Origin of the sequence: Nocardioides sp. Root1257, from assembly GCF_001425175.1 — a bacterium.
GTDB lineage: Bacteria > Actinomycetota > Actinomycetes > Propionibacteriales > Nocardioidaceae > Nocardioides.
The window spans coordinates 1,162,936-1,185,171 of sequence record NZ_LMDV01000001.1 but is presented as its reverse complement, the minus strand read 5'-3'; the positions used below and the strand labels follow the sequence as shown (position 1 = coordinate 1,185,171).

Annotated in this window: 18 protein-coding genes; 15 read left to right on the top strand and 3 right to left on the bottom strand. The window is 72.3% G+C overall.

Annotated elements, in window-relative coordinates; genetic code table 11:
• Nucleotides 1-25: 25 nt before the first annotated feature.
• Nucleotides 26-2,008 carry a TIGR03960 family B12-binding radical SAM protein gene (locus ASC77_RS05725; protein WP_056149614.1) on the top strand — a complete coding sequence of 661 codons (1,983 nt, stop codon included), beginning with the start codon at nt 26-28 and terminating at the stop codon, nt 2,006-2,008.
• An 89-nt stretch (nt 2,009-2,097) separates the two neighbouring features.
• Here the strand turns inward: ASC77_RS05725 and ASC77_RS05720 are convergent, their stop codons facing one another.
• Nucleotides 2,098-3,294, bottom strand: coding sequence for an MFS transporter (locus ASC77_RS05720; protein WP_235547459.1), 1,197 nt, complete (start codon nt 3,292-3,294; stop codon nt 2,098-2,100).
• 52 nt (nt 3,295-3,346) lie between these two features.
• Here ASC77_RS05720 and ASC77_RS05715 point away from each other — a divergent pair, with 52 nt between their 5' ends.
• The 13 genes from ASC77_RS05715 to ASC77_RS05655 all read left to right on the top strand — a co-directional run bounded on the left by ASC77_RS05715 (nt 3,347) and on the right by ASC77_RS05655 (nt 17,695).
• Nucleotides 3,347-4,537, top strand: coding sequence for a winged helix DNA-binding domain-containing protein (locus tag ASC77_RS05715; protein WP_056149611.1), 1,191 nt, complete (start codon nt 3,347-3,349; stop codon nt 4,535-4,537).
• A 9-nt stretch (nt 4,538-4,546) separates the two neighbouring features.
• Nucleotides 4,547-5,263, top strand: a complete 717-nt coding sequence (locus ASC77_RS05710; RefSeq protein ID WP_056149609.1) for a TIGR03936 family radical SAM-associated protein — start codon at nt 4,547-4,549, stop codon at nt 5,261-5,263.
• A gap of 343 nt (nt 5,264-5,606) precedes the next feature.
• Entirely contained in the window at nt 5,607-8,681 is a 3,075-nt protein-coding gene (locus tag ASC77_RS05705) for an Rne/Rng family ribonuclease (RefSeq protein ID WP_056149607.1), read from the top strand.
• A 175-nt stretch (nt 8,682-8,856) separates the two neighbouring features.
• On the top strand, nt 8,857-9,165 hold the full coding sequence (gene rplU, locus ASC77_RS05700) for a 50S ribosomal protein L21 (protein ID WP_056149606.1): 309 nt from the start codon (nt 8,857-8,859) through the stop codon (nt 9,163-9,165).
• Between the two features lie 44 nt (nt 9,166-9,209).
• Entirely contained in the window at nt 9,210-9,464 is a 255-nt protein-coding gene (gene rpmA / locus ASC77_RS05695) for a 50S ribosomal protein L27 (protein WP_028636261.1), read from the top strand.
• 111 nt (nt 9,465-9,575) lie between these two features.
• Complete coding sequence (obgE, locus tag ASC77_RS05690; RefSeq protein WP_056149603.1) at nt 9,576-11,123, top strand: GTPase ObgE; 1,548 nt, start codon at nt 9,576-9,578, stop codon at nt 11,121-11,123.
• Nucleotides 11,120-12,235, top strand: a complete 1,116-nt coding sequence (gene proB, locus ASC77_RS05685) for a glutamate 5-kinase (RefSeq protein ID WP_056149601.1) — start codon at nt 11,120-11,122, stop codon at nt 12,233-12,235. Before obgE ends, proB begins: the two co-directional genes overlap by 4 nt.
• A gap of 33 nt (nt 12,236-12,268) precedes the next feature.
• Nucleotides 12,269-13,231, top strand: a complete 963-nt coding sequence (locus ASC77_RS05680; RefSeq protein ID WP_056149599.1) for an endonuclease/exonuclease/phosphatase family protein — start codon at nt 12,269-12,271, stop codon at nt 13,229-13,231.
• Nucleotides 13,232-13,317: 86 nt separating this feature from the next.
• A complete protein-coding gene (locus ASC77_RS05675) occupies nt 13,318-13,782 on the top strand; it encodes an SRPBCC family protein (RefSeq protein WP_056149597.1) in 465 nt (154 codons plus the stop codon).
• A 22-nt stretch (nt 13,783-13,804) separates the two neighbouring features.
• Complete coding sequence (locus ASC77_RS05670) at nt 13,805-14,983, top strand: cysteine desulfurase family protein (RefSeq protein WP_056149595.1); 1,179 nt, start codon at nt 13,805-13,807, stop codon at nt 14,981-14,983.
• Nucleotides 14,980-16,065 (top strand): tRNA 2-thiouridine(34) synthase MnmA, encoded by a 1,086-nt coding sequence (gene mnmA, locus ASC77_RS05665; RefSeq protein WP_056149593.1) that lies wholly within the window; start codon nt 14,980-14,982, stop codon nt 16,063-16,065. Before ASC77_RS05670 ends, mnmA begins: the two co-directional genes overlap by 4 nt.
• 73 nt (nt 16,066-16,138) lie before the next feature.
• Nucleotides 16,139-17,122, top strand: coding sequence for a methionine synthase (locus ASC77_RS05660; RefSeq protein ID WP_056149962.1), 984 nt, complete (start codon nt 16,139-16,141; stop codon nt 17,120-17,122).
• Between the two features lie 36 nt (nt 17,123-17,158).
• A complete protein-coding gene (locus ASC77_RS05655) occupies nt 17,159-17,695 on the top strand; it encodes a type 1 glutamine amidotransferase domain-containing protein (RefSeq protein ID WP_056149592.1) in 537 nt (178 codons plus the stop codon).
• Nucleotides 17,696-17,758: 63 nt separating this feature from the next.
• Here ASC77_RS05655 and ASC77_RS05650 read toward each other — a convergent pair whose 3' ends face one another.
• Together ASC77_RS05650 and ASC77_RS05645 are read right to left on the bottom strand one after the other, a co-directional pair.
• Nucleotides 17,759-19,330, bottom strand: coding sequence for an MFS transporter (locus tag ASC77_RS05650; RefSeq protein WP_056149590.1), 1,572 nt, complete (start codon nt 19,328-19,330; stop codon nt 17,759-17,761).
• Nucleotides 19,330-19,950 (bottom strand): TetR/AcrR family transcriptional regulator, encoded by a 621-nt coding sequence (locus tag ASC77_RS05645; protein ID WP_056149587.1) that lies wholly within the window; start codon nt 19,948-19,950, stop codon nt 19,330-19,332. The genes ASC77_RS05650 and ASC77_RS05645 overlap by 1 nt, the downstream gene beginning before the upstream one ends.
• A gap of 208 nt (nt 19,951-20,158) precedes the next feature.
• Here ASC77_RS05645 and ligA point away from each other — a divergent pair, with 208 nt between their 5' ends.
• The gene (gene ligA / locus ASC77_RS05640; protein WP_056149585.1) at nt 20,159-22,234 is read left to right on the top strand and encodes an NAD-dependent DNA ligase LigA; all 2,076 of its coding nucleotides are present in this window, start codon (nt 20,159-20,161) and stop codon (nt 22,232-22,234) included.
• The last annotated feature ends 2 nt before the right edge of the window (nt 22,235-22,236 follow it).

Genomic DNA, 22,236 nt, shown 5'->3' with positions numbered 1-22,236 from the left:
CTTCCCAGCCCCGCGAGGTTCTCTGATGTCCGCGCCCGCCAGCGCCCCCGAGTCGGTCTTCGCCCGTCTCGAGCCCCGTCTGCCCTCGGTCTCCAAGCCGATCCAGTACGTCGGTGGCGAGCTCAACTCCACCGTCAAGGACTGGGACTGCGCGCCCGACGGCGGTCACACCGTCCGCTGGGCCCTGATGTACCCCGACGCCTACGAGGTCGGGCTGCCCAACCAGGGCGTGCAGATCCTCTACGAAGTGCTCAACGAGCGTGACTGGATCGTCGCCGAGCGCACCTACGCCGTGTGGCCCGACATGGAGCAGGTGATGCGGACCGGCGACGAGCAGGGCCCCATCCCGCAGTTCACCGTCGACGCCCACCGTCCGGTCCGGGCGTTCGACGTCTTCGGCCTGAGCTTCTCGACCGAGCTCGGCTACACCAACATGCTCAACGCCCTCGACCTCGCCGGCATCCCGCTGCACAGCGCCGACCGCACGGACGCCGACCCGATCGTGCTCGCCGGCGGCCACGCGGCCTTCAACCCCGAGCCGATCGCCGACTTCCTCGACGCCGCCGTGCTCGGTGACGGCGAGGAGGTCGTGCTCGCGATCTCCGAGGTGATCCGGGACTGGAAGTCCGAGGGCGAGCCGGGTGGCCGCGACGAGGTGCTCCGGCGCCTGGCCGTCAGCGGCAACATCTACGTCCCGCGCTTCTACGACGTCGCGTACGCCGCCGACGGCACCATCGAGGCCGTCGTCCCCAACCGACCGGGCATCCCGTTCCGGGTCCGCAAGCACACGCTGATGGACCTCGACGCCTGGCCCTACCCGGCCAAGCCGCTGGTCCCGCTGGCCGAGACCGTCCACGAGCGCTTCTCCGTCGAGATCTTCCGCGGCTGCACCCGCGGGTGCCGCTTCTGCCAGGCCGGCATGATCACGCGCCCGGTGCGCGAGCGCTCCATCGAGACCATCGGCGACATGGTCGAGAACGGCATCCGCAAGTCCGGGTTCGAGGAGGTCGGGCTGCTCTCGCTGAGCTCCGCGGACCACACCGAGATCGGCGACGTCGCCAAGGGCCTGGCCGACCGCTACGAGGGCACGAACGTCTCGCTGTCCCTCCCGTCGACGCGCGTGGACGCCTTCAACATCTCGCTGGCCAACGAGTTCTCCCGCAACGGCCGGCGCTCCGGCCTGACGTTCGCGCCCGAGGGCGGCAGCGAGCGGATGCGCAAGGTGATCAACAAGATGGTCACCGAGGAGGACCTGATCCAGACCGTCGCGGCGGCGTACTCCCACGGCTGGCGCCAGGTGAAGCTCTACTTCATGGTGGGCCTGCCGACCGAGACCGACGAGGACGTGCTGCAGGTCGCTGACCTCGCGCGCAAGGTGATCGCCAAGGGGCGCGAGGTCTCCGGTCGCAACGACATCCGCTGCACGGTCTCCATCGGTGGGTTCGTGCCGAAGCCGCACACGCCGTTCCAGTGGGCCGCGCAGCTCGACCACGAGACCACCGACGAGCGGCTCAAGAAGCTGCGCGACACGGTCCGCGACGACAAGAAGTACGGCCGCGCGATCGGCTTCCGCTACCACGACGGCAAGCCCGGCATCATCGAGGGACTGCTCTCCCGCGGCGACCGTCGCGTCGGTGCCGTCATCGAGCAGGTGTGGCGCGACGGCGGCCGGTTCGACGGCTGGAGCGAGCACTTCTCCTACGACCGCTGGGCTGAGAGCGCCGAGTCCGCGCTGGCGGGCTCCGGCCTCGACCTCGCCTGGTTCACCACCCGCGAGCGCGACTACGACGAGGTGCTGCCCTGGGACCACCTCGACTCGGGTCTCGACAAGGACTGGCTGTGGGCCGACTGGGAGGACGCCCTCGCGGTGGCTGACGGCAGCTCCGACGTCGAGGTCGAGGACTGCCGCTGGACGCCCTGCTACGACTGCGGCGTCTGCCCGGAGATGAACACCGAGATCCAGATCGGCCCCACCGGCCGCCAGCTGCTGCCGCTGTCCGTCGTCTGACCCGGGGGCCGCTCGTCGGGTGACACACCAGGCACCTCGAACCGGCGCAGCCGGCTGCGTCGTGTGTCAGCCGATGCGCACGCCGGCGACTACCGGCGGCTGTTCTGCAGCTGGTCCTCGACGTACACCGGCCGCGTGACGTACGCCGCGAGCGCGAAGAGCGGCAGGGCGAGCACCAGCAGCATCACCAGGGGCACGGTCCAGCCGCCGGTCGCGGTGTGCACCACGCCGACCGCGAAGGGTCCGGCCACCGCGATCAGGTAGCCGGTCGACTGGGTGAACGCCGACAGGGCCGCGGTGCCCTCGGGCGTGTGGGCGCGCAGCCCGATCAGGGTCAGGATCAGGGGGAACGTCACGGTGCCCACGCCGATGACGACCGCCCAGAGGATCGCGAGCGAGTGCGGGGCGATCATCAGGCCGACGTACCCGACCGGGTAGGTGGCGATCACGACGAAGAGCACCCGTCGCGGCTGGTCGGACTTCACGAGCACGTTGGGCAGCCACAGCGACAGCGGGATCGACGTGCCGGCGACCAGCCCGGCGAGGACGCCGGCCGTCGTCGCGCCGTACCCGTTGTCGCGCCACAGCGAGGCGAACCAGCCGAAGATCGCGTAGGCCTGCAGCGACTGGAGGCCGAAGAAGAGCGCCATCGCGAGGCCGAGCCGGGTGCGCGCGACATCGCGGAACGAGATCGTGCGCGGCGTGCGGTCCAGGTGCCGGTCGCGCGTCGACAGCCCGATCCACGGGACCGCGGCGACCGCAGCCAGCAGCGCCCAGGAGCCGATGCCCCAGCGCCAGCCGCCGACGGCGTCCGAGATCGGCACCGTCAGCACGAGTGCGGCGGTGAGGCCGGTCGAGAGGGCGGTCGTGTAGATCGCCGTGACGAACCCGATCCGGTCCGGGAAGTGCAGCTTCACCAGCGAGGGGAGCAGCACGTTGGCCATCGCCATGCCGCCGAGGGCGACCAGTGACAGGAGCAGGAAGAGCGTCTCGCTCCCGGTCAGCGCGCGGCCCGTGAGACCGAGGACGGCGGCGACCAGCGCGAGCAGGGTGACCCGGTGCAGCCCGATCCGGTGCGCGGCGGCCGGCGCCAGGGCGCCGAACACCGCGAAGCCGATGACCGGCAACGAGGTCAGCAGCCCGGCCGTGGGGCCGCTCATCGAGAACGCGTCGCGGATCTCGTCGAGCACGGGGCCGACGCTCACCGCCGCGGGGCGCAGGTTGAGGGACAGCAGGACGATGCCGACCAGGATCAGCGTCGTCGCCCGACGCGCGGTAGTGCTCACTGGCCCGATGCTCTCATCCGCGCCGTCGGTGGTCTTCGGCAGGATGTTCCGCATGCGAGTGGTCACCGATGTCGAGAGACGCCACCGCCTGGGACGCCGCCACGCGCTGGCGCCGGGCCACCACGCCGCCGATCCGGTCGCCGCGACCGAGGCGATGACCGTCCTGCACGCCACCGAGGCGCCGTCCGTCTACCTCTCCCTCTGGGCGCGGGTCGACGGGGTGACCGTGGCCGACGTCGACCGTGCTCTCTACGAGGACCGGTCCCTGGTCAAGCAGCTCGCGATGCGGCGCACGCTCTTCGTCTTCCCGCGCGACCTGCTGCCGGCCGCCTGGGGGAGTGCGTCGGCCCGGGTGGCGGCCGCCCACCGCACCCGGCTGGTCAAGGAGGTCGAGGCGGGCGGCATCGCCACCGACGGCGCCGCGTGGCTCGACGCCGCCGGGGTCGCGACGCTCGCGCACCTCGCCGGCGGCGCCGAGCGCTCCGCACAGCAGCTCCGCGAGGAGGTGCCCGAGCTCGCGGGCCGCGTCGACCAGGGCAGCGGCAACTGGACGGCCAACGTCGCGGTGGCGCCCCGCGTCCTGACCCAGCTCGGGGTCGAGGGACGGATCGTGCGCGGCCGCAACGGCGGTCACTGGCGCACCGCCCGCCCGCAGTGGACCGCGATGGCGAGCTGGCTTCGCCCCGACGGCGGGGACCTGCCCGAGCGCCTCCCGGAGCGGGAGGGGTACGCCGAGCTGGTGCGGCGCTGGCTCGTCACCTTCGGCCCTGGCACCGAGGCCGACATCGTCTGGTGGCTCGGCTCGACCAAGGGCGCCGTCCGGGCCGCGCTCGCCGACGTCGCCGCCGTGAAGGTGGGTCTCGACGGTGGCGGCACCGGCTGGCTGCTCCCCGACGACCTCGACGCCGAGGACGAGCTCGAGCCGTGGGGCGCGCTGCTGCCCGTGCTCGACCCGACGGTCATGGGCTGGAAGCAGCGCGACTTCTACCTGGGCACGCTCGGACCGCAGCTGTTCGACACCAACGGCAACGCCGGCACCACCGCCTGGTGGGACGGTCGGATCGTGGGCTGCTGGGTGCAGGACCCCGACGGCGTCGTGGTCCTCAACCTGCTCGAGGACGTCGGGTCCGACGCCCGCGCCGCGCTGGCGGCCGAGGCCGAGCGGCTGACCACCTGGCTGGGCGGGCACCGGGTGAGCACCGTCTACCCGTCGATTGCGATGAAGGCCGCCTCGGCCCCGTAACCTTGACCGGTGCGTGCCCAGCCCGAGCAACAAGCCCCGCCCGTCCAGCGGCTCCGGATCCGCTACGCGAAGCGCGGGCGGCTCCGGTTCACCAGCCACCGTGACTTCAGCCGGGCCTTCGAGCGGGCCATCTTCCGCGCCCGCCTCCCCATGGCGTACTCGTCGGGCTTCAACCCGCACCCGCGGATCTCGTACGCTGGCGCCTCGCCGACGGGCGCCGCCAGCGAGGCCGAGTACGTCGAGATCGGGCTCGCCGAGGTCGTCGACCCCGCCGTCATCCACGCCCAGCTCGACGAGGCCCTGCCCGACGGGCTCGACGTGCTCGCGGTCGTGGAGTCGCCCGGTGGGTCCCTGGCCGACCTGCTGGAGGGCAGCCACTGGCTGGTCGACGTCGCCGCCGACCCCGAGGCGTCCGCGAGCGCGGTCGCGACCTTCCTCGCCACCGAGGCCGTGCTCGTCGAGCGGATGACGAAGAAGGGGCTGCGGGAGTTCGACTGCCGGGCCGCGGTGGTGTCGCTGTCGTCCGCCGAGCACGCCGACGGCGCCCGGCTCGACCTGGTGCTGCGACACGCCGTACCGGCCGTCCGTCCCGACGACGTGCTCGCCGGCCTCGCGTCCGTCGCCGGCCTCGAACCGGGTGGCGCACCTCTGCTCACGCGCCTCGCCCAGGGCCCGCTCGACGCGGAGACGGGAGAGATCGGCGACCCGCTGTCCGGGCGACGGTGATGGTTCCCGGTGTGTCGTGTGCGATACTCGCCGTGGTCGCTCCGGACAGCCGTTCGGGATGACCCGACGACGTTCTCGGCCGGTCCCCCTGTGGCCCGGCACACCTTGAGGCACGATCGTCGCCACGCCGCGACGCGTCCGGTGGGTCGGTGACAGCGACCTGTCGAGTGGTCCTACCGGATCCGGACCAGCGACCGCGGCAGGCGCCGGACGTTGCTCCCGGGTGACGCACCTGCGGAGGGTGTCGCCGCCACACGAAGGCTTTGCGTCGTCCGCCCTGAGTACTCGGGTGGGTGACGTCGGACCGCCCGGCGCGAGCCGCGGGGCGCTAGGAGTGCACCAGATGGCCGACGACCTCCAGGCCGGAGAAGACACCACCACCGAGGCAGCCGACACCGCGGCCGCCGAGAAGCCCGCCAAGAAGGCGGCTTCCAAGAAGGCAGGCGCCGCGAAGGCTCCCGCCAAGAAGGCGGCCGCCAAGAAGGCCCCCGCCAAGAAGGCGGCAGCCAAGAAGGCCGCCCCACCGGCCGAGCCCGCCGACGACGGCCAGCTCGACCTCGGCGTCGACGCCGAGGCGCCGGTCGCCAAGAAGGCGTCGGCGAAGAAGGCCGCTGCCAAGAAGGCGCCGGCCAAGAAGGCCGCTGCCAAGAAGGCCGCCGCCGTCGAGGCGCCCGCTGTCGAGGCCCCTGCGGCCGAGGCCGCCACCGAGGAGCAGCCGGCCACCGCGGTCCTGTTCCAGGCGCCCCAGGCGACCAAGAAGACCACGACGCGCCGCCCGCGCAAGACCGCCGAGGCCGCGCCTGTCGACGAGACCCCCGCGGTCGAGACGCCCGCCGACGAGTCGGCCGAGGCCGACGAGCCGAAGCAGACGCCGAAGAAGAAGTCCTCCGGCAACCGCTCCGGCAACCGCTCCGGCGCGCAGGAGGCCACCGAGCCCGCCGCCGAGGACGAGGCCTCCGACGAGTCCGACGACGAGAGCGGCGAGGGCGACGAGCAGTCGGGTGACGGCTCGGGTCCCGCCCGACGTCGGCGCCGGCGCGGCGGCCGCCGCCGTCGCAAGCCGGGCGAGAACGCCGGCGACGGCTCCGACGACTCCAGCGACGACGACTCGAGCGACGACTCCGACGACGCCTCCGGCGGCGAGTCCGCCGAGGGTGCCGGGGACGGCTCGGGCGAGAGCCCCTCGTCGCGGCGACGCCGCCGTCGTCGTCGTGCCGGTGACGACGGGGGAGAGGGCGGGGACGACCCGGAGAACACCGTCACCCGGGTCCGCCGCCAGCGCTCCGCCGAGGACGAGATCACCTCGATCCAGGGCTCGACCCGCCTGGAGGCCAAGAAGCAGCGCCGCCGCGAGGGTCGCGAGGCCGGGCGCCGCCGGGCCCCGATCGTCAGCGAGGCCGAGTTCCTGGCCCGCCGCGAGTCCGTCGACCGTGTGATGGTCGTGCGCCAGCGCGACGACCTGACCCAGATCGGCGTCCTCGAGGACAAGGTCCTGGTCGAGCACTACGTCGCCCGCGCGTCCCAGACGTCGCTGATCGGCAACGTCTACCTCGGCCGCGTCCAGAACGTGCTGCCCTCCATGGAGGCGGCGTTCATCGACATCGGCAAGGGCCGCAACGCGGTCCTGTACGCCGGCGAGGTCAACTGGTCCGCGCTCGGCCACAAGGACGGCCAGCCGCGCAAGATCGAGTCGGTGCTGTCCTCCGGGCAGACGATCCTGGTCCAGGTCACCAAGGACCCGATCGGCCACAAGGGCGCCCGCCTCAGCAGCCAGGTCAGCCTGGCCGGCCGGTTCCTGGTCTACGTGCCCGACGGCACCACCAGCGGCATCTCCCGCAAGCTGCCCGACACCGAGCGCAACCGCCTCAAGACGCTGCTCAAGGAGATCGTCCCGGACTCCGCGGGCGTGATCGTGCGCACCGCCGCCGAGGGCGCCAGCGAGGAGGAGCTGACCCGCGACGTCGAGCGGCTCAAGGCCCGCTGGGAGGACATCGAGAGCAAGGTCAAGGGCAGCGCGCCGCAGCTCCTGTACGGCGAGCCGGACCTGACCCTCAAGGTCGTCCGCGACCTGTTCACCGAGGACTTCTCCAAGCTGGTGATCCAGGGCGACGACGCCTGGGACACCGTGCAGGGGTACGTCGCGCAGGTCGCCCCCGACCTCGAGGAGCGCCTCGAGCGCTACGAGCCGGGTGCTGACGGGCGGGGCGGCAAGGCCGACGTCTTCGCGGAGTACCGCATCGAGGAGCAGATCTCCAAGGGTCTCGACCGCAAGGTCTGGCTGCCCTCCGGCGGCTCGCTGGTCATCGACCGCACCGAGGCCATGACCGTGGTCGACGTCAACACCGGCAAGTTCACCGGCTCCGGCGGCAACCTCGAGGAGACCGTCACCAAGAACAACCTGGAGGCGGCCGAGGAGGTCGTGCGCCAGCTCCGGCTGCGCGACATCGGCGGCATCATCGTCGTCGACTTCATCGACATGGTCCTCGAGTCCAACCGCGACCTCGTGCTCCGCCGCCTGGTCGAGTGCCTGGGCCGCGACCGGACCCGCCACCAGGTCGCCGAGGTCACCTCGCTCGGCCTGGTGCAGATGACCCGCAAGCGGATCGGCACCGGCCTGCTCGAGTCGTTCGGCGAGAACTGCTCGCACTGCCAGGGCCGCGGCATGGTCATCCACGACGCCCCGGTCGAGTCGAAGCACGCCGAGGAGGAGCCCCGCCGCGGCGGCGGTCGCCGCGGTCGAGGCCGTGGCCGCGGCCAGGACGACTCCGGCAACGACCACGGCAACGGCGCCACCAACGGCGGCGGCGCGAAGCCGCCCTCGCCGAAGGACGTCGCCGCCATGGCCCGCCCGGAGAACGCGGACAAGGCGACCGAGGACGAGGCTCTCACCGACGAGATCCCCGCCGACGAGACTCCCACCGAGGAGACCGTCAGCCCGGAGACCGCCAGCGTGGAGACCGCCGCGGTCGAGACAACCCCGGAGGCCGAGCCCGTGGTCGCCGAGGAGCCGGCTGCTCCCAAGGTGACGACCCGCAGCCGCCGGCGCACGACGCCGCGCCCGGCCGCCGAGCCGGAGCCGATCGCGGTGCCCGAGCCCGTCGCCGAGGAGGCGCCCGCCGAGGAGACCGCCACCGAGCCGGCAGCCGAGCCGGTCGTGGAGCCGGTCGCCCCGCCCGAGCCGCCGAAGGTCATCACCCGGACCCGCAGCCGCTCCGCGACCCGGCCCGCCGGCCCGCCGGCGGCCGAGGACCTGCCGCCCGCCTCTCCCGGTGACCTGGGCAGCGTCGGTGCGCCGCCGGAGCACGGTGCGGTGGAGCCCGGGACGGCCGTCACCGAGCCCGGGGACGAGCCCGCCGAGGACGAGCACCCGCACGTCGAGCACGTCCCGATCAAGAAGAAGGGCACGCGCAAGCGCTGACCCCGCGGACCGGGCGGCCGCTGTTTTGCGGTGAGTCGCCCGGATCCGTACTATTGACCCTCGGTGCGCATTCTGTGCGCCTGTCTTTGTGCGGCGCGACCAAGCGTTGTGCCCCGGACAGATGTGCCGGACCCAGACGTTCCGAACAGCTAAGAGATCGACGAAGGAGACCGCGGTGTACGCGATCGTGCGCGCAGGCGCCAAGCAGCAGAAGGTTGCCGTGGGCGACGTCATCGAGATCGACAAGGTCACCACGGCGGCCGGCGACTCGGTCACGCTCCCGGTCGTCCTCGTCGTCGATGGTGAGACCGTCACCTCCGACGCGAAGGCGCTCGACAAGGCGTCCGTGACCGTCGAGGTCCTCGGCGCCACCAAGGGCCCGAAGATCATCATCCAGAAGTACAAGAACAAGACCGGCTACAAGAAGCGCCAGGGTCACCGCCAGAAGTACACCCAGGTCAAGGTCACCGACATCTCCCTCTGAGCCCCGGCTCGAGATCTCCTCGCACTCACTGAAGGACACTCCTCATGGCACACAAGAAGGGCGCGGCGTCCACCAAGAACGGCCGCGACTCCAACTCCCAGCGCCTCGGCGTGAAGCGCTACGGCGGCCAGGTCGTCAACGCGGGCGAGATCATCGTGCGCCAGCGCGGCACTCACTTCCACCCGGGCAGCGGCGTCGGCCGCGGTGGCGACGACACCCTGTTCGCGCTGGTCGCGGGTGCGGTCGAGTTCGGTACGCGTCGCGGTCGCCGCGTCGTGAACATCGTCCCGGGCGAGTGACCTGACGCTCACCCAGCAGCTTTCGCACGAAGGGCGTCCCGGTCTCGGGGCGCCCTTCGTCGTTTCGCACCACACCCAGCACCAGCACGGGTACCACTGAGAGTAGGAACCATGGCCGTCCCCACCTTCGTCGACCGGGTGTCGCTGCACGTCAGCGCCGGCCGCGGCGGGCACGGCGTGGCTTCGGTCCACCGTGAGAAGTTCAAGCCGCTCGGCGGCCCCGACGGCGGCAACGGAGGCCCCGGCGGCTCGGTGATCCTGCGGGTCGACCCCGACGTCACCACCCTCATCGACTACCACCACAGCCCCAAGCGCAGCGCCTCCTCCGGCGGCCACGGCGCCGGCGACCACAAGAACGGTGGCCACGGCGCCGACCTGGTCCTGCCGGTGCCCGACGGCACCCTGGTCACCGACCCGCAGGGCAACGTCCTGGCGGACCTGGTGGGCCCGGGCACCGAGCTGGTCGTCGCCCAGGGCGGTCGCGGGGGCCTCGGCAACGCCGCGCTCGCCTCGTCCAAGCGCAAGGCCCCCGGCTTCGCGCTGCTCGGCGAGCCCGGCGACGAGCTCGAGATCGTGCTCGAGCTCAAGGTCGTCGCCGACATCGGCCTGGTCGGCTTCCCGAGCGCCGGCAAGTCCAGCCTGATCGCCGCGATCTCGCGAGCCCGGCCGAAGATCGCCGACTACCCGTTCACCACCCTCGTGCCCAACCTGGGCGTGGTGTCGGCCGGCGACACGACGTTCACGGTCGCCGACGTGCCCGGCCTGATCGAGGGTGCCAGCGACGGCCGCGGCCTCGGCCACGACTTCCTGCGGCACATCGAGCGCTGCGCCGCGATCGTCCACGTCGTCGACACCGCCAGCATCGAGCCCGGCCGCAACCCGGTCGACGACCTCGACGTCATCGAGCTCGAGCTCAGCCGGTACGGCGGGCTCGAGGACCGGCCGCGACTGGTCGCCCTCAACAAGATCGACGTGCCCGACGGGCGCGACATCGCGGGCTTCGTCGTCGAGGAGCTGCGCGGACGCGGCCTCGCCGTCTTCGAGGTCTCCGCGGCCTCCGGCGAGGGGATGCGCGAGCTGACCTTCGCGATGGCCGCCATCGTCGAGGCGGCCCGCGCCGCGAAGCCGGCCGTCGAGGCGACCCGGATCGTGCTGCGCCCGCCGTCGGCCGACGGCAAGGACGAGTTCACGATCACCTCGACCAGCGACGGCTGGCGGGTGCGCGGCGACAAGCCCGAGCGCTGGATCCGGCAGACCGACTTCAGCAACGACGAGGCCGTCGGCTTCCTCGCCGACCGCCTCAACCGCCTCGGCGTCGAGAGCAAGCTGGTCGAGCTCGGGGCCGAGGAGGGCGACGCCGTCCTCATCGGCGACCCGGACAACGCGGTCGTCTTCGACTTCAAGCCCGGCATCGACGCGGGCGCCGAGATCCTCAGCCGTCGCGGCGAGGACCAGCGCTTCGACGACTCCCGCCCCGCGGCACACCGGCGCCGGGCGATCCAGGAGGCGCTGCCCGACCGCGCCGAGGGCGAGACCCGCGCCGACGTCGCGCGGCGTCTCGACCAGCCCGAGGTCTACGGGCCCACGTCCTACGACATCGGCGGCGACGAGGACCCCGACTGGGCCGAGAACGACCCCGGGAACGACCCCGAGGAATGACCGTCCGCACCCAGGTGACCGAGGCGAAGCGGATCGTCGTCAAGGTCGGGTCCTCCTCCCTCACGACCGCGGCCGGAGGCATCGACCCGGAGCGGGTGCGGGTCCTGGTCGACGTGCTGGCGAAGCTGCGCGTCGACGGCGCCGAGCTCGTGCTGGTCTCCTCGGGCGCGATCGCCGCAGGCCTGGCGCCACTCGGCCTGAAGCGGCGCCCGAAGGCGCTGCCGGCCCAGCAGGCCGCGGCCTCGGTCGGCCAGGGGTTGCTGGTGCACCGCTACACCGAGGAGCTCGCGCGGCACGGCGTCATCGCCGGCCAGGTGCTGCTGACGGTGGACGACGTGACCCGGCGCTCGCACTACCGCAACGCCTACCAGACGTTCGCCAAGCTGCTCGAGCTCGGTGTGCTCCCGATCGTCAACGAGAACGACACGGTCGCGACCAGCGAGATCCGGTTCGGTGACAACGACCGGCTCGCGGCGCTGGTCGCGCACCTCGTGCACGCCGACCTGCTGGTGCTGCTCAGCGACGTCGACGGCCTCTACGACGCCGACCCGGGCAAGCCGGGCAGCACCCTGCTCGCGGAGGTCACGTCGGTCGACGACCTCGGCGCCGTACGCATCGGGAAGACCGGAGCCGCCGGGCTCGGCAGCGGCGGCATGCAGACGAAGGTCGACGCCGCGCGGATCGCCACCGGGGCCGGCATCCCGGTCGTGCTGACCTCGGCCGACAACGCCGGCGCTGCGCTCGCGGGCGAGCCGGTCGGCACGCTCTTCCACACCACCGGCAAGCGCCGTCCCACGCGGCTGCTGTGGCTGGCCCACGCCACCGAGCCGAAGGGCACCCTGGTCCTCGACGCGGGCGCCGTACGCGCCGTGGTCGAGCGTCGCGCGTCCCTGCTGGCCGCCGGCATCACCGCGGTCGAGGGGACGTTCCACGCCGGCGAGCCCGTCGACATCGCGGCCCCCGACGGCACGCCGGTCGCCCGCGGCCTGGTGAACTTCGACGCCGAGGAGCTGCCGCAGCTGCTCGGCCGCACCTCCAGCGACCTCAAGCGCGAGCTCGGCGCGGGCTACGAGCGCGAGATCGTGCACCGCGACGACCTCGTGCTGCTCTGACGCAGGCTCGTCGGGACCGGTAGGTTGCGGCGCGTGCGTGCGCGGGTGGTGGTCTTCTGGATCCTCGTCGGGCTCCTGCTCCTCCCGGCCGTCGCGCTCACCGCGGCCCGCCTGACCGAGCCGGACAGCCGGGTGGGCATCGCGCTGGTGGCGTTCACGCCCTGGGCGCTCCCGTTGTACGGCGTGGTGCTGCTGCTCGTGCTCGGGCGACTGATCGTCCGACGGGGATGGCGCAACGCGGCGCTCCCGGTCGCGCTGGTCGCGCTGGTCGGACTCGGCCTGCACGGCTGGTGGTACGCCCCGCAGGTGAGCGGCGCGAACCCGCCGGCCGCCGACGGGGCGACCCCCCTCGTCGTCATGACCGCCAACCTGCGGCTCGGAGAGGCCGACGGTATCGAGGTCGTGAGCGCCGCGACCGAGGCCGACGTCGACCTGCTGGTGCTCGAGGAGGTGACTCCGGCGGTGCTGGCGGACATGGACCGCGCGGGGCTGCGTGACCTGCTCCCGTACCGGGTCGGGCTGCCCGGGACGATGGCCTCGGGCACGATGGCGTTCGCCGCCACCCCGCTGACCGACGCCGCGCGGCTGCCCACCTCCCTCGGGAGCTGGTCCTTCACGATGGGTGACCTGCGGGTGCAGGCGGTGCACCCGACGTACCCGGTGGACACCTCCGGCTGGAGCCACGACCTGGACGACGTCGTCGACGCGGTGACGCAGGGGAAGCCCGACCTCGTCGTCGGCGACTTCAACGCCACCGTCGACCACGCGCCGATGCGCGAGCTGGCCGACCGGGGCTACCGCGACGTCGGCGAGCTCGCCAACGACGGCTGGCACCCGACCTGGCCGACCTCCGGCAGCTTCGACGTGCTCGGCCTGCCGCTCGCGCAGATCGACCACGTGCTGCTCGGGGACCGGCTGGCCGCGCTCGGCATGCACACCATCACGATCCCCGGCAGCGACCACCGCGGCGTCGTCGCGACGGTCGCCCGCAAGTGACCGGCGAGTGCAAGAGCAACCACCTCCGACGCCGTCATCTCGTGCACCGGCTTGAGTGAGCGCCCGTTGCGAGCAACGGTGGAGGCATGTCCACCGACACGAGCATCACCGTCCAGCGCACCATCGACGCCTCGTCGCAGGCACTCTTCGACGTCTTGTCGAACCCGGAGCGACACCCCGAGCTCGACGGCTCCGGCTTCGTCCTCAGCGACGAGAAGACCGACCGGATCACCGGCACGGGACAGGTGTTCCGGATGAACATGTCCGGGCCGCACATGGGTGGCGACTACCAGACCGACAACACCGTCACCGGCTACGACAAGAACCACCTGCTCGCCTGGCAGACCGCGCCCGCCGACACCGAGCCGCCGGGATGGGAGTGGGTGTGGGAGCTGACGGCCGAGGGCTCGGACGCCACGACGGTCCGGCTGACCTACGACTGGGGCAAGGTCACCGACCAGGCGCTGCTGGCCAAGATCGGCTTCCCGCTGGTGCCCGAGTCGGCCCTCCAGGACTCGCTCGGCAACCTCGCTGCGGCTGTTTCCTCCTAGCCGCCGTACCCTGGTCGTTGCCATGAACGACCGGACCGTCTACCTCGACCACGCCGCCACCACGCCGATGGTGCCGGCGGCGGTCGAGGCCATGACGGCGCACCTCCTCGAGGTGGGCAACCCCAGCTCGCTGCACGCCTCCGGGCGGCACGCGCGCCGGGTGGTCGAGGAGTCCCGCGAGACCATCGCCCAGGCCCTGGACTGTCGCCCCGGCGAGGTCGTCTTCACCTCCGGCGGCACCGAGGCCGACAACGTGGCGCTCAAGGGCGTCTACTGGTCGCGTCGCGCCGGCGACCCGCGCCGTACCCGCATCCTCACGACGGCCGTCGAGCACCACGCGGTGCTCGACCCACTGCACTGGCTCGAGGACGCCGAGGGCGCCTCCGTCTGGCGTCTGCCGGTCGACTCGCGGGCCCGGCTCGACGTCGACGCGCTGCGCGACGCCGTCGAGCGCGACCCGGCCTCCGTCGCCCTGATCTCGGTGATGTGGGCCAACAACGAGGTCGGCACGCTGCAGCCGATCGACGAGGTGGTGGCGATCGCCGCCGCGCACGGCATCCCGGTGCACACCGACGCCGTCCAGGCCGTCGGCGCGGTGCCGGTGGCCTTCGCCCGCTCCGGCGTCGACGCCCTCACGCTCACCGGCCACAAGGTCGGCGGCCCGTACGGCGTCGGCGCGCTCGTCGTGCGCCGTGAGCTCGACGTCACGCCGCTGATCCACGGCGGCGGCCAGGAGCGCGACATCCGCAGCGGCACCATCGACACCCCGGCGATCGCCGGCTTCGCGACCGCGGTCGAGCTCGCCGTCAAGCACCAGGCCGAGCACGCCGCGCGGGTCGCCGCGCTGCGCGACGACCTGGTCCGGCGCGTCGTCGAGGCCGTCCCGGACGCCCACCTCCACGGCGCGGAGATCGGCGCCGAGCGGCTGCCCGGCAACGCCCACCTCGGCTTCCCCGGCTGCGAGGGCGACTCCCTGCTGATGCTTCTGGACGCGCGGGGGATCGAGTGCTCGACCGGCTCGGCCTGCTCCGCGGGCGTTCCCCAGCCCTCCCACGTGCTGCTCGCGATGGGCTGCGACGAGGAGGCGGCCCGCCACTCGCTGCGGTTCTCGCTCGGCCACACGACGACGCAGGCCGACGTCGACGCCGTCGTCGAGGCGATCGTGCCCGTCGTCGAGCGCGCCCGGGCAGCCAAGCGATGAGGGTCGTCGCCGCCATGTCGGGCGGCGTCGACTCGGCCGTCGCCGCGGCGCGCGCCGTCGAGGCCGGGCACGACGTCACGGGGATCCACCTCGCCCTCTCACGCAACCCGGCGTCGTACCGCTCGGGTGCCCGCGGCTGCTGCACGATCGAGGACGCCAACGACGCCCGCCGGGCCGCCGACGTGATCGGCATCCCGTTCTACGTCTGGGACCTCTCCGACCGCTTCCACGAGGACGTGGTCGAGGACTTCATGGACGAGTACGCCGCCGGGCGCACGCCCAACCCGTGCCTGCGCTGCAACGAGAAGATCAAGTTCGCCGCCGTGCTCGACCGGGCGCTCGGGCTGGGCTTCGACGCCGTCGCGACCGGTCACTACGCCCAGCTGCGCACCGGTGCCGACGGGCTGATCGAGATGCACCGTGCCGTCGACCACGGCAAGGACCAGTCCTACGTCCTCGGCGTGCTCGACCAGCAGCAGCTCGCGCACTCGCTCTTCCCGCTCGGCGACTCCACGAAGCCCGACGTACGACGCGAAGCAGCCGAGCGCGGCCTGCTGGTCGCCGACAAGCCCGACAGCCACGACATCTGCTTCGTCGCCGACGGCGACAACGCCGGCTGGCTGCGCGAGAAGCTCGGCGACCGCGCTCCCAACCACGGCGGCGCGATCGTCGACGAGACCGGTGCGGTGCTCGGCGAGCACGAGGGCACCTACGGGTTCACCATCGGGCAGCGCAAGGGCCTGCGGATCGGCCGGCCGGCGCCCGACGGCAAGCCGCGCTTCGTCCTCGACATCGAGCCGGTCTCCGGCACCGTGACCGTCGGCCCGCGCGAGCACCTCGCCGTGCACCGGCTCAGCGGCATCAAGCCGCGGTGGTGCGGCACCGTCCCGCGGTCGCTGTCCGGCACGGTCCAGCTCCGCGCGCACGGCGAGGAGCTGCCCGCGCGGGTGCGCGTCGGCGAGACGGTCGAGATCGAGCTGCTCGAGCCGGCGTACGGCATCGCGCCCGGTCAGGCCGCGGTCATCTACGAGGGCAGCAGAGTGGTGGGCTCGGCCACGATCTCGGCGACGGGGCAGCGGTGAGCAGGCAACCGTTGTGGGCCGCACGCGCCGTCGATTCGGTTGCTGACTCACCGCCGACCGGTGCCCACCCGTGGTGACCGCGACCGGGATCGGCTCCTACCCGGGCGAGAGCCTCGAGGAGACGCTCCGCACCGTCCTCGGCGAGCTCCCGGACCTGCCCCACCTGCCGGAGCTGCCCGACCGCGGCATCACCGCCGGCATCGTCGGTCGCGGCCTGGCCGTGATGGCCGAGCTCGGCGCCGACCTGCAGCCGGCCGGGTGGCGCCTCACCGACGCGCCGGGCGTCGACCACCGGCGGGCGCGCAGCCTGCTCGCGCAGGACCTGGACACGCTCGAGGAGCTGACCCAGGGCTACGAGGGTGCGTTCAAGATCCAGGTCGCCGGACCGTGGACGCTGGCGGCGAGCGTCGAGAAGCCGCGCGGCGACAAGGTGCTCAGCGACTTCGGCGCGCGCCGGGAGCTGGCCCAGGCGCTGGCCGAGGGCGTGGGCACGCACGTCGCCGACGTACGACGGCGCCTGCCCGGCGTCGACCGGCTGGTCGTGCAGGTCGACGAGCCGGCGCTGTCGGCCGTGCTCGCGGGGAAGGTGCCGACCGCCTCCGGGTTCGGACGGCACCGGACCGTGCACCCGCCGGAGGCCTCCGAGGCGCTGTCCTGGGTGCTCGGCGCGGTGAGCGACGCGGGCGCCGAGCCGTGGGTCCACACCTGCGCGGCAGGGACGCCGCTGCCGCTGCTCCGCACCTCCGGTGCGCGTGGGATCTCGGTCGACCTCGGGCTGATGACCGCTGCCGACCACGACGCGCTCGCCGAGGCGCTCGAGGACGGGGAGACCGTCGCGCTTGGCGTCGTGCCGTCCCTCGACCCGGCGACCGCGCCCACCGACACCGAGGTCACCGAGCGGGTGCTGCGCTGGCTCGACATGCTCGGCCTGGACCCGGCCGAGGTGGGGGAGCAGCTGGTCGTCACCCCGACCTGCGGGCTCGCGGGTGCGTCTCCGGCGTGGGTGCGGCAGGCCCTCGCCCTGGTCCGGACGTCGGCGGCCAACCTCAGCGGCTGAGCGCATCCCGGTGCACCCGCTGGGTACCTGGACGCCATGACCGACCTGACCGGGAAGACCGTGGCCATCATCGCGACCGACTTCTTCGAGGAGGCCGAGCTCGTCACGCCCCGCGACGCGCTCCGCGACTCGGGTGCGGAGGTGCGCATCTACTCGACCGGCACCGACCCGATCCAGGCGGTCGAGGGCGACACGACGCCGACGCAGAAGGTCGACGTCGACGGCACCCTCGACGACCTCGACGTGTCATCCGTCGATGCGGTCGTCGTCCCGGGCGGCACCGTCAACGCCGACCGGATCCGCGTCGAGGACCGCGCCCGGGCGATCGCCCGCGAGGCGCTCGACGCCGGCAAGCCGCTCGCCGTGATCTGCCACGGGCCGTGGCTCCTGGTGTCGGCCGGGCTGGTCGAGGGCCGTCGGCTCACGAGCTACAACAGCCTCGCCGACGACGTACGAAACGCGGGCGGCACCTGGGTCGACGAGGAGGTCGTCGTGGACGGCACCCTGATCACCAGTCGCGACCCCGACGACCTGCCCGCCTTCGTGAAGGCACTCGAGGACGCACTCGCCTGAAATCGGGACGTCCGCCTCAGGCGGGTCCAGGGACCCTCCAGAGGCGGACGACTCCGATCAGGATCAGCCGACGTGGACCGGAGCACCCTCCGGGCCGTCGGTGGCGAGCTCCTCGTGCTTGACGTTGAGGAAGACCCAGGTGACCGCCGAGGCGACCAGCATCAGGATGGCGCCGAAGAGGAACGCGTCGGTGGCGCCTGCCGTGAAGATCTGGTTGGACACCGCCTGGGGGATCGGCCCCCCGGCCTGACCCGCCTGCTCGGCCGCCTTCGAGATGCTCGCGACCAGGTCGTCGATCGTCTGGGTCGCGACCGTCGCGAGCAGCGACAGGCCGAGCGCGCCACCGACCTGCTGCATGGTGTTGAGGACGCCGGAGCCGATGCCGGTGTCCTCGTCGCGCAGGTGGTGCACCGCGGTCAGGGTGAGCGGGACGAACGTCATCCCCATGCCGAAGGACATCAGCAGGATGTACGGCAGCAGGTCGGTGACGTAGCTGCCCTGGAGGTTCTCGATCGGCAGCGTGGTGTCACTGGGGAGGAGCGAGAACCCGAAGAGGCCGCCGGCGGCCATCAGGGTGCCGATGCCCGCCAGGATGCGCGGGTCCATCCGGTTGATCAGGTTCGACGAGATGCCGGCCGCCAGGACCAGGCCCACGCAGAACGGCAGGAACGCGACGCCGGCCTTGATCGGGCTGTAGCCCATCACGGTCTGGATGTACTGGCTCAGGTAGAAGAACATCGCGAACATCGCGGCGGGTGCGAAGAACATCGCCACGAAGCTGGCCGCTCGGGTGCGGTTGGCGAACACCCGCGTCGGCAGCAGCGGGTGCTCGACCCGGCTCTCGACGAACAGGAAGGCGGCGAGCAGCGCCAGGCCGGCCGCGATGCTCGCGATCGTCCAGGTGTCGGTCCAACCGTCGGTGCCGGCGCGGCTGATGCCGTAGACCAGGCCGAGCAGGCCGAGCGTGCCGGTGGCAGCGCCCGGCAGGTCGAGCTCGCCGGGGTGCGACTCGGACTCGTTGAGGAACCGCGGTGCCAGCAGCGCGGTGACGATGCCGATCGGCATGTTGATCAGCAGGGTGAGCCGCCAGCCGTCGATGTGCACGCTGCCGATGTCGAGAGCCGTGCCGGTGAGCCAGCCGCCGAGGAGCAGACCCACGGCAGCGCCGACGCCCGACATCGCGGCGTACACCGCGAACGCGCGGTTGCGGGCGGGTCCGGCCGGGAACGTGGTGGCGATCAGGGCGAGCGCGGCGGGCGACGCGAGCGCGGCGCCGAGGCCCTGCAGGGCGCGCGCGGCGAGCAGGGTGGTCTCGCTGGTGGCGAGGCCGCCGAGCATCGACGCGACGCCGAAGATCACGAGGCCGATCATGAAGATCTTGCGGCGTCCGTAGAGGTCACCCAGCCGCCCGCCGAGGAGGAGCAGGCTGCCGAACGCCAGCGCGTAGCCGGTCACGACCCACCGCAGGTTGTCCTGCGAGATGTCGAGGTCGCTCTGGATGAACGGGAGCGCGATGTTCACGATGGTGCCGTCGAGCACCACCATCAGCTGTGCGACCGAGATGAGCACGAGCGCCCATCCCAGATGCATCTTCTTGCCCGAGGTCTGCTCCTCGGACGTGGTGACGTCAGTCATCAGTCTTCCTTCTGGGTCGTCTGGGTTCGGGCCGGGTCGCAGGTGGCGGCCGGCAGGATGATCTGGTCGATCACACGGGTGATCACGTCGGGGTCGGGGATCTCGCCCATCACGAAGACGCGGTGCAGGACGATCCCCGCCAGGGCGGGTTCGATGAGGTCGAGGTCGATGTCGGGCCGGAGCTCGCCGCGGTCGCGGGCCCGCTCCCAGAGCTGACGGGAGACGGCGATCTTGGGGCCGACGACATCGCGCCGGAACGCCTCCGCGAAGGCCGCGTCCCGCGAGATCGCGGTCAGCACGCTGGCGAAGGTGGCGACGCTGGTCGTGTCGGAGAGCCCGCCGACGCCGCAGAACACCTGCTGCAGGTCGCCGCGGAGCGAGCCGGTGTCGGGGACGGGGGAGTCGTGAGGGCCCTTGGTGTGCTGTAGCGCCTCGATCACCAGGCTGACCTTGTTGGTCCAGCGCCGGTAGAGCGTGGCCTTGGACGCCTTCGCCTTGGTGGCGACGGCGTCCATGGTGAGGCGGTCGTAGCCCACCTCCGCGAGGACGTCGAGGGTCGCGTCGAGGATCTCCTGCTCGCGGTCGCCCTCGATGCGGGGGCGCTCGGTGCTGGGGGTCATCGCTGCCGTCCTCGCGTGGTCGTCTGTCGTTTACCTGGATGAAACGAAACGGTTTCGTTTCATCGACAACAGACTAGGACGGCCGGTTCATTCCGGCCAATCAGATATTTCTCAGGTTTTTTTCTGAGCCCCGCTCGACGCCGCTCGGACGCCGCGCAGGCGCCCGGGGTGGGTGCCCGCTGTCGGCGCCGACCGGCAGAATGCACCCATGACCGACCCCCGCGAGGAGCACCGGCTGATCTCGGAGGAGATCGAGGACGCGCGCTGGCGCTACTACGTCCTCGACAGCCCCACCCTCGACGACGCCGACTTCGACCGACGGCTCCGACGCCTCGAGGCGCTCGAGGAGGAGTTCCCCGAGCTCCGCACGCCCGACTCGCCGACGCAGAAGGTCGGCGGCGCGGTCTCGACCGAGTTCACGGCCGTCGACCACCTCCAGCGGATGGAGAGCCTCGACAACGCGTTCTCGTACGACGAGCTCCAGGCCTGGCACGCCCGGCTGGCGCGCGACGGGGTCGACGACCCGGCCCTGCTGTGCGAGCTGAAGGTCGACGGCCTCGCGATCAACCTCCTGTACGAGAAGGGCCGGCTGGTGCGCGCCCTGACCCGGGGCGACGGCACCACCGGCGAGGACGTCACCCCCAACGTGAAGACGATCGACGCCGTGCCGCACCGCCTCACCGGCACCGACGAGTTCCCGGTGCCCGACCTGCTCGAGGTCCGCGGCGAGGTCTTCCTGCCGGTCGAGGCGTTCGAGCGGCTCAACGAGTCGCTCCTCGACGCGGGCAAGGCCCCGTTCGCCAACCCGCGCAACTCGGCGGCCGGCTCCCTGCGTCAGAAGGACCCGCGCGTCACGGCGAGCCGCGCCCTCGGCATGGTCTGCCACGGCATCGGCGCCCGGCAGGGGTTCGAGCCGAAGGCCCAGTCGCACGCCTACGAGGCGCTCGCCGCCTGGGGGCTACCCATCTCCGAGCAGGTGAAAGTGCTGGGCTCGCTCGACGCGGTCCAGAAGTACATCGAGAACGCCGGCGAGCACCGGCACACGATCGTCCCCTACGAGATCGACGGCGTCGTCGTGAAGGTGGACGACGTGGCCCTCCAGCGCCGCCTCGGATCCACCAGCCGGGCGCCGCGCTGGGCGATCGCGTTCAAGTACCCGCCCGAGGAGGTCAACGCCAAGCTCCTCGAGATCCGGGTCAACGTCGGCCGCACCGGACGCGTCACGCCGTACGGCGTCATGGAGCCGACCCTGGTCGCCGGCTCGACGGTCGAGAACGCCACGCTCCACAACTTCTACGAGGTCGAGCGCAAGGACGTCCGTCCCGGCGACCCGGGCGACACGGTGATCCTGCGCAAGGCGGGCGACGTGATCCCGGAGATCCTCGGCCCGGTGCTCGCGCTGCGGCCAGAGGGGCTCGAGCCGTGGGTGCCGCCCACGACCTGCCCGGCGTGCGGCACCGACCTGGTCGAGCAGAAGGAGGGCGACAAGGACCGGCGCTGCCCCAACCACCAGTTCTGCCCCGCCCAGGTCCGCGAGCGCACGTTCCACGTCGCGGGTCGGGGAGCCTTCGACATCGAGGGTCTCGGCTACGAGGCTGCGGCGGCGCTGCTCGATGCCGAGGTGATCGCCAACGAGGGCGACGTCTTCGACCTCACGCCCGACAACGTGCTGCGGGCCCCACTCTTCACGAGGGCGCCGAAGAAGGGCGAGGAAGGGCCGCAGCTCTCCGCCAACGGGCAGCGCCTGCTCGACAACCTGGAGAAGGCCAAGTCGGTGCCGCTGTGGCGGGTGCTGGTCGGCCTGTCGATCCGCCACGTCGGGCCGACCGCGGCGCGGGCGCTCGCGACCGAGTTCGGCTCGATGGAGGCCATCCGGGCCGCGACCGAGGAGGAGCTCGCGGCGGCCGAGGGCGTGGGTCCGACGATCGCCGAGGCCGTCATCGAGTGGTTCGGCGTCGACTGGCACGTCGAGATCGTCGACAAGTGGGCGCGCGACGGCGTCACCATGGCCGACGAGCGGGACGAGTCCGTCGAGCGCACCCTCGAGGGGCTGACGATGGTGGTGACCGGCTCACTGGTCGACTTCAGCCGCGACTCCGCCAAGGAGGCGATCCTGTCCCGGGGCGGCAAGGCCGCGGGGTCGGTGTCGAAGAAGACCGACTACGTCGTGATCGGCGACAACGCGGGGTCGAAGGCCGACAAGGCCGAGCAGCTCGGCGTCCCGATCCTCGACGAGGACGGCTTCAAGGCGCTGCTGGAGAGCGGACCTGACGCGCTCGGCTGATC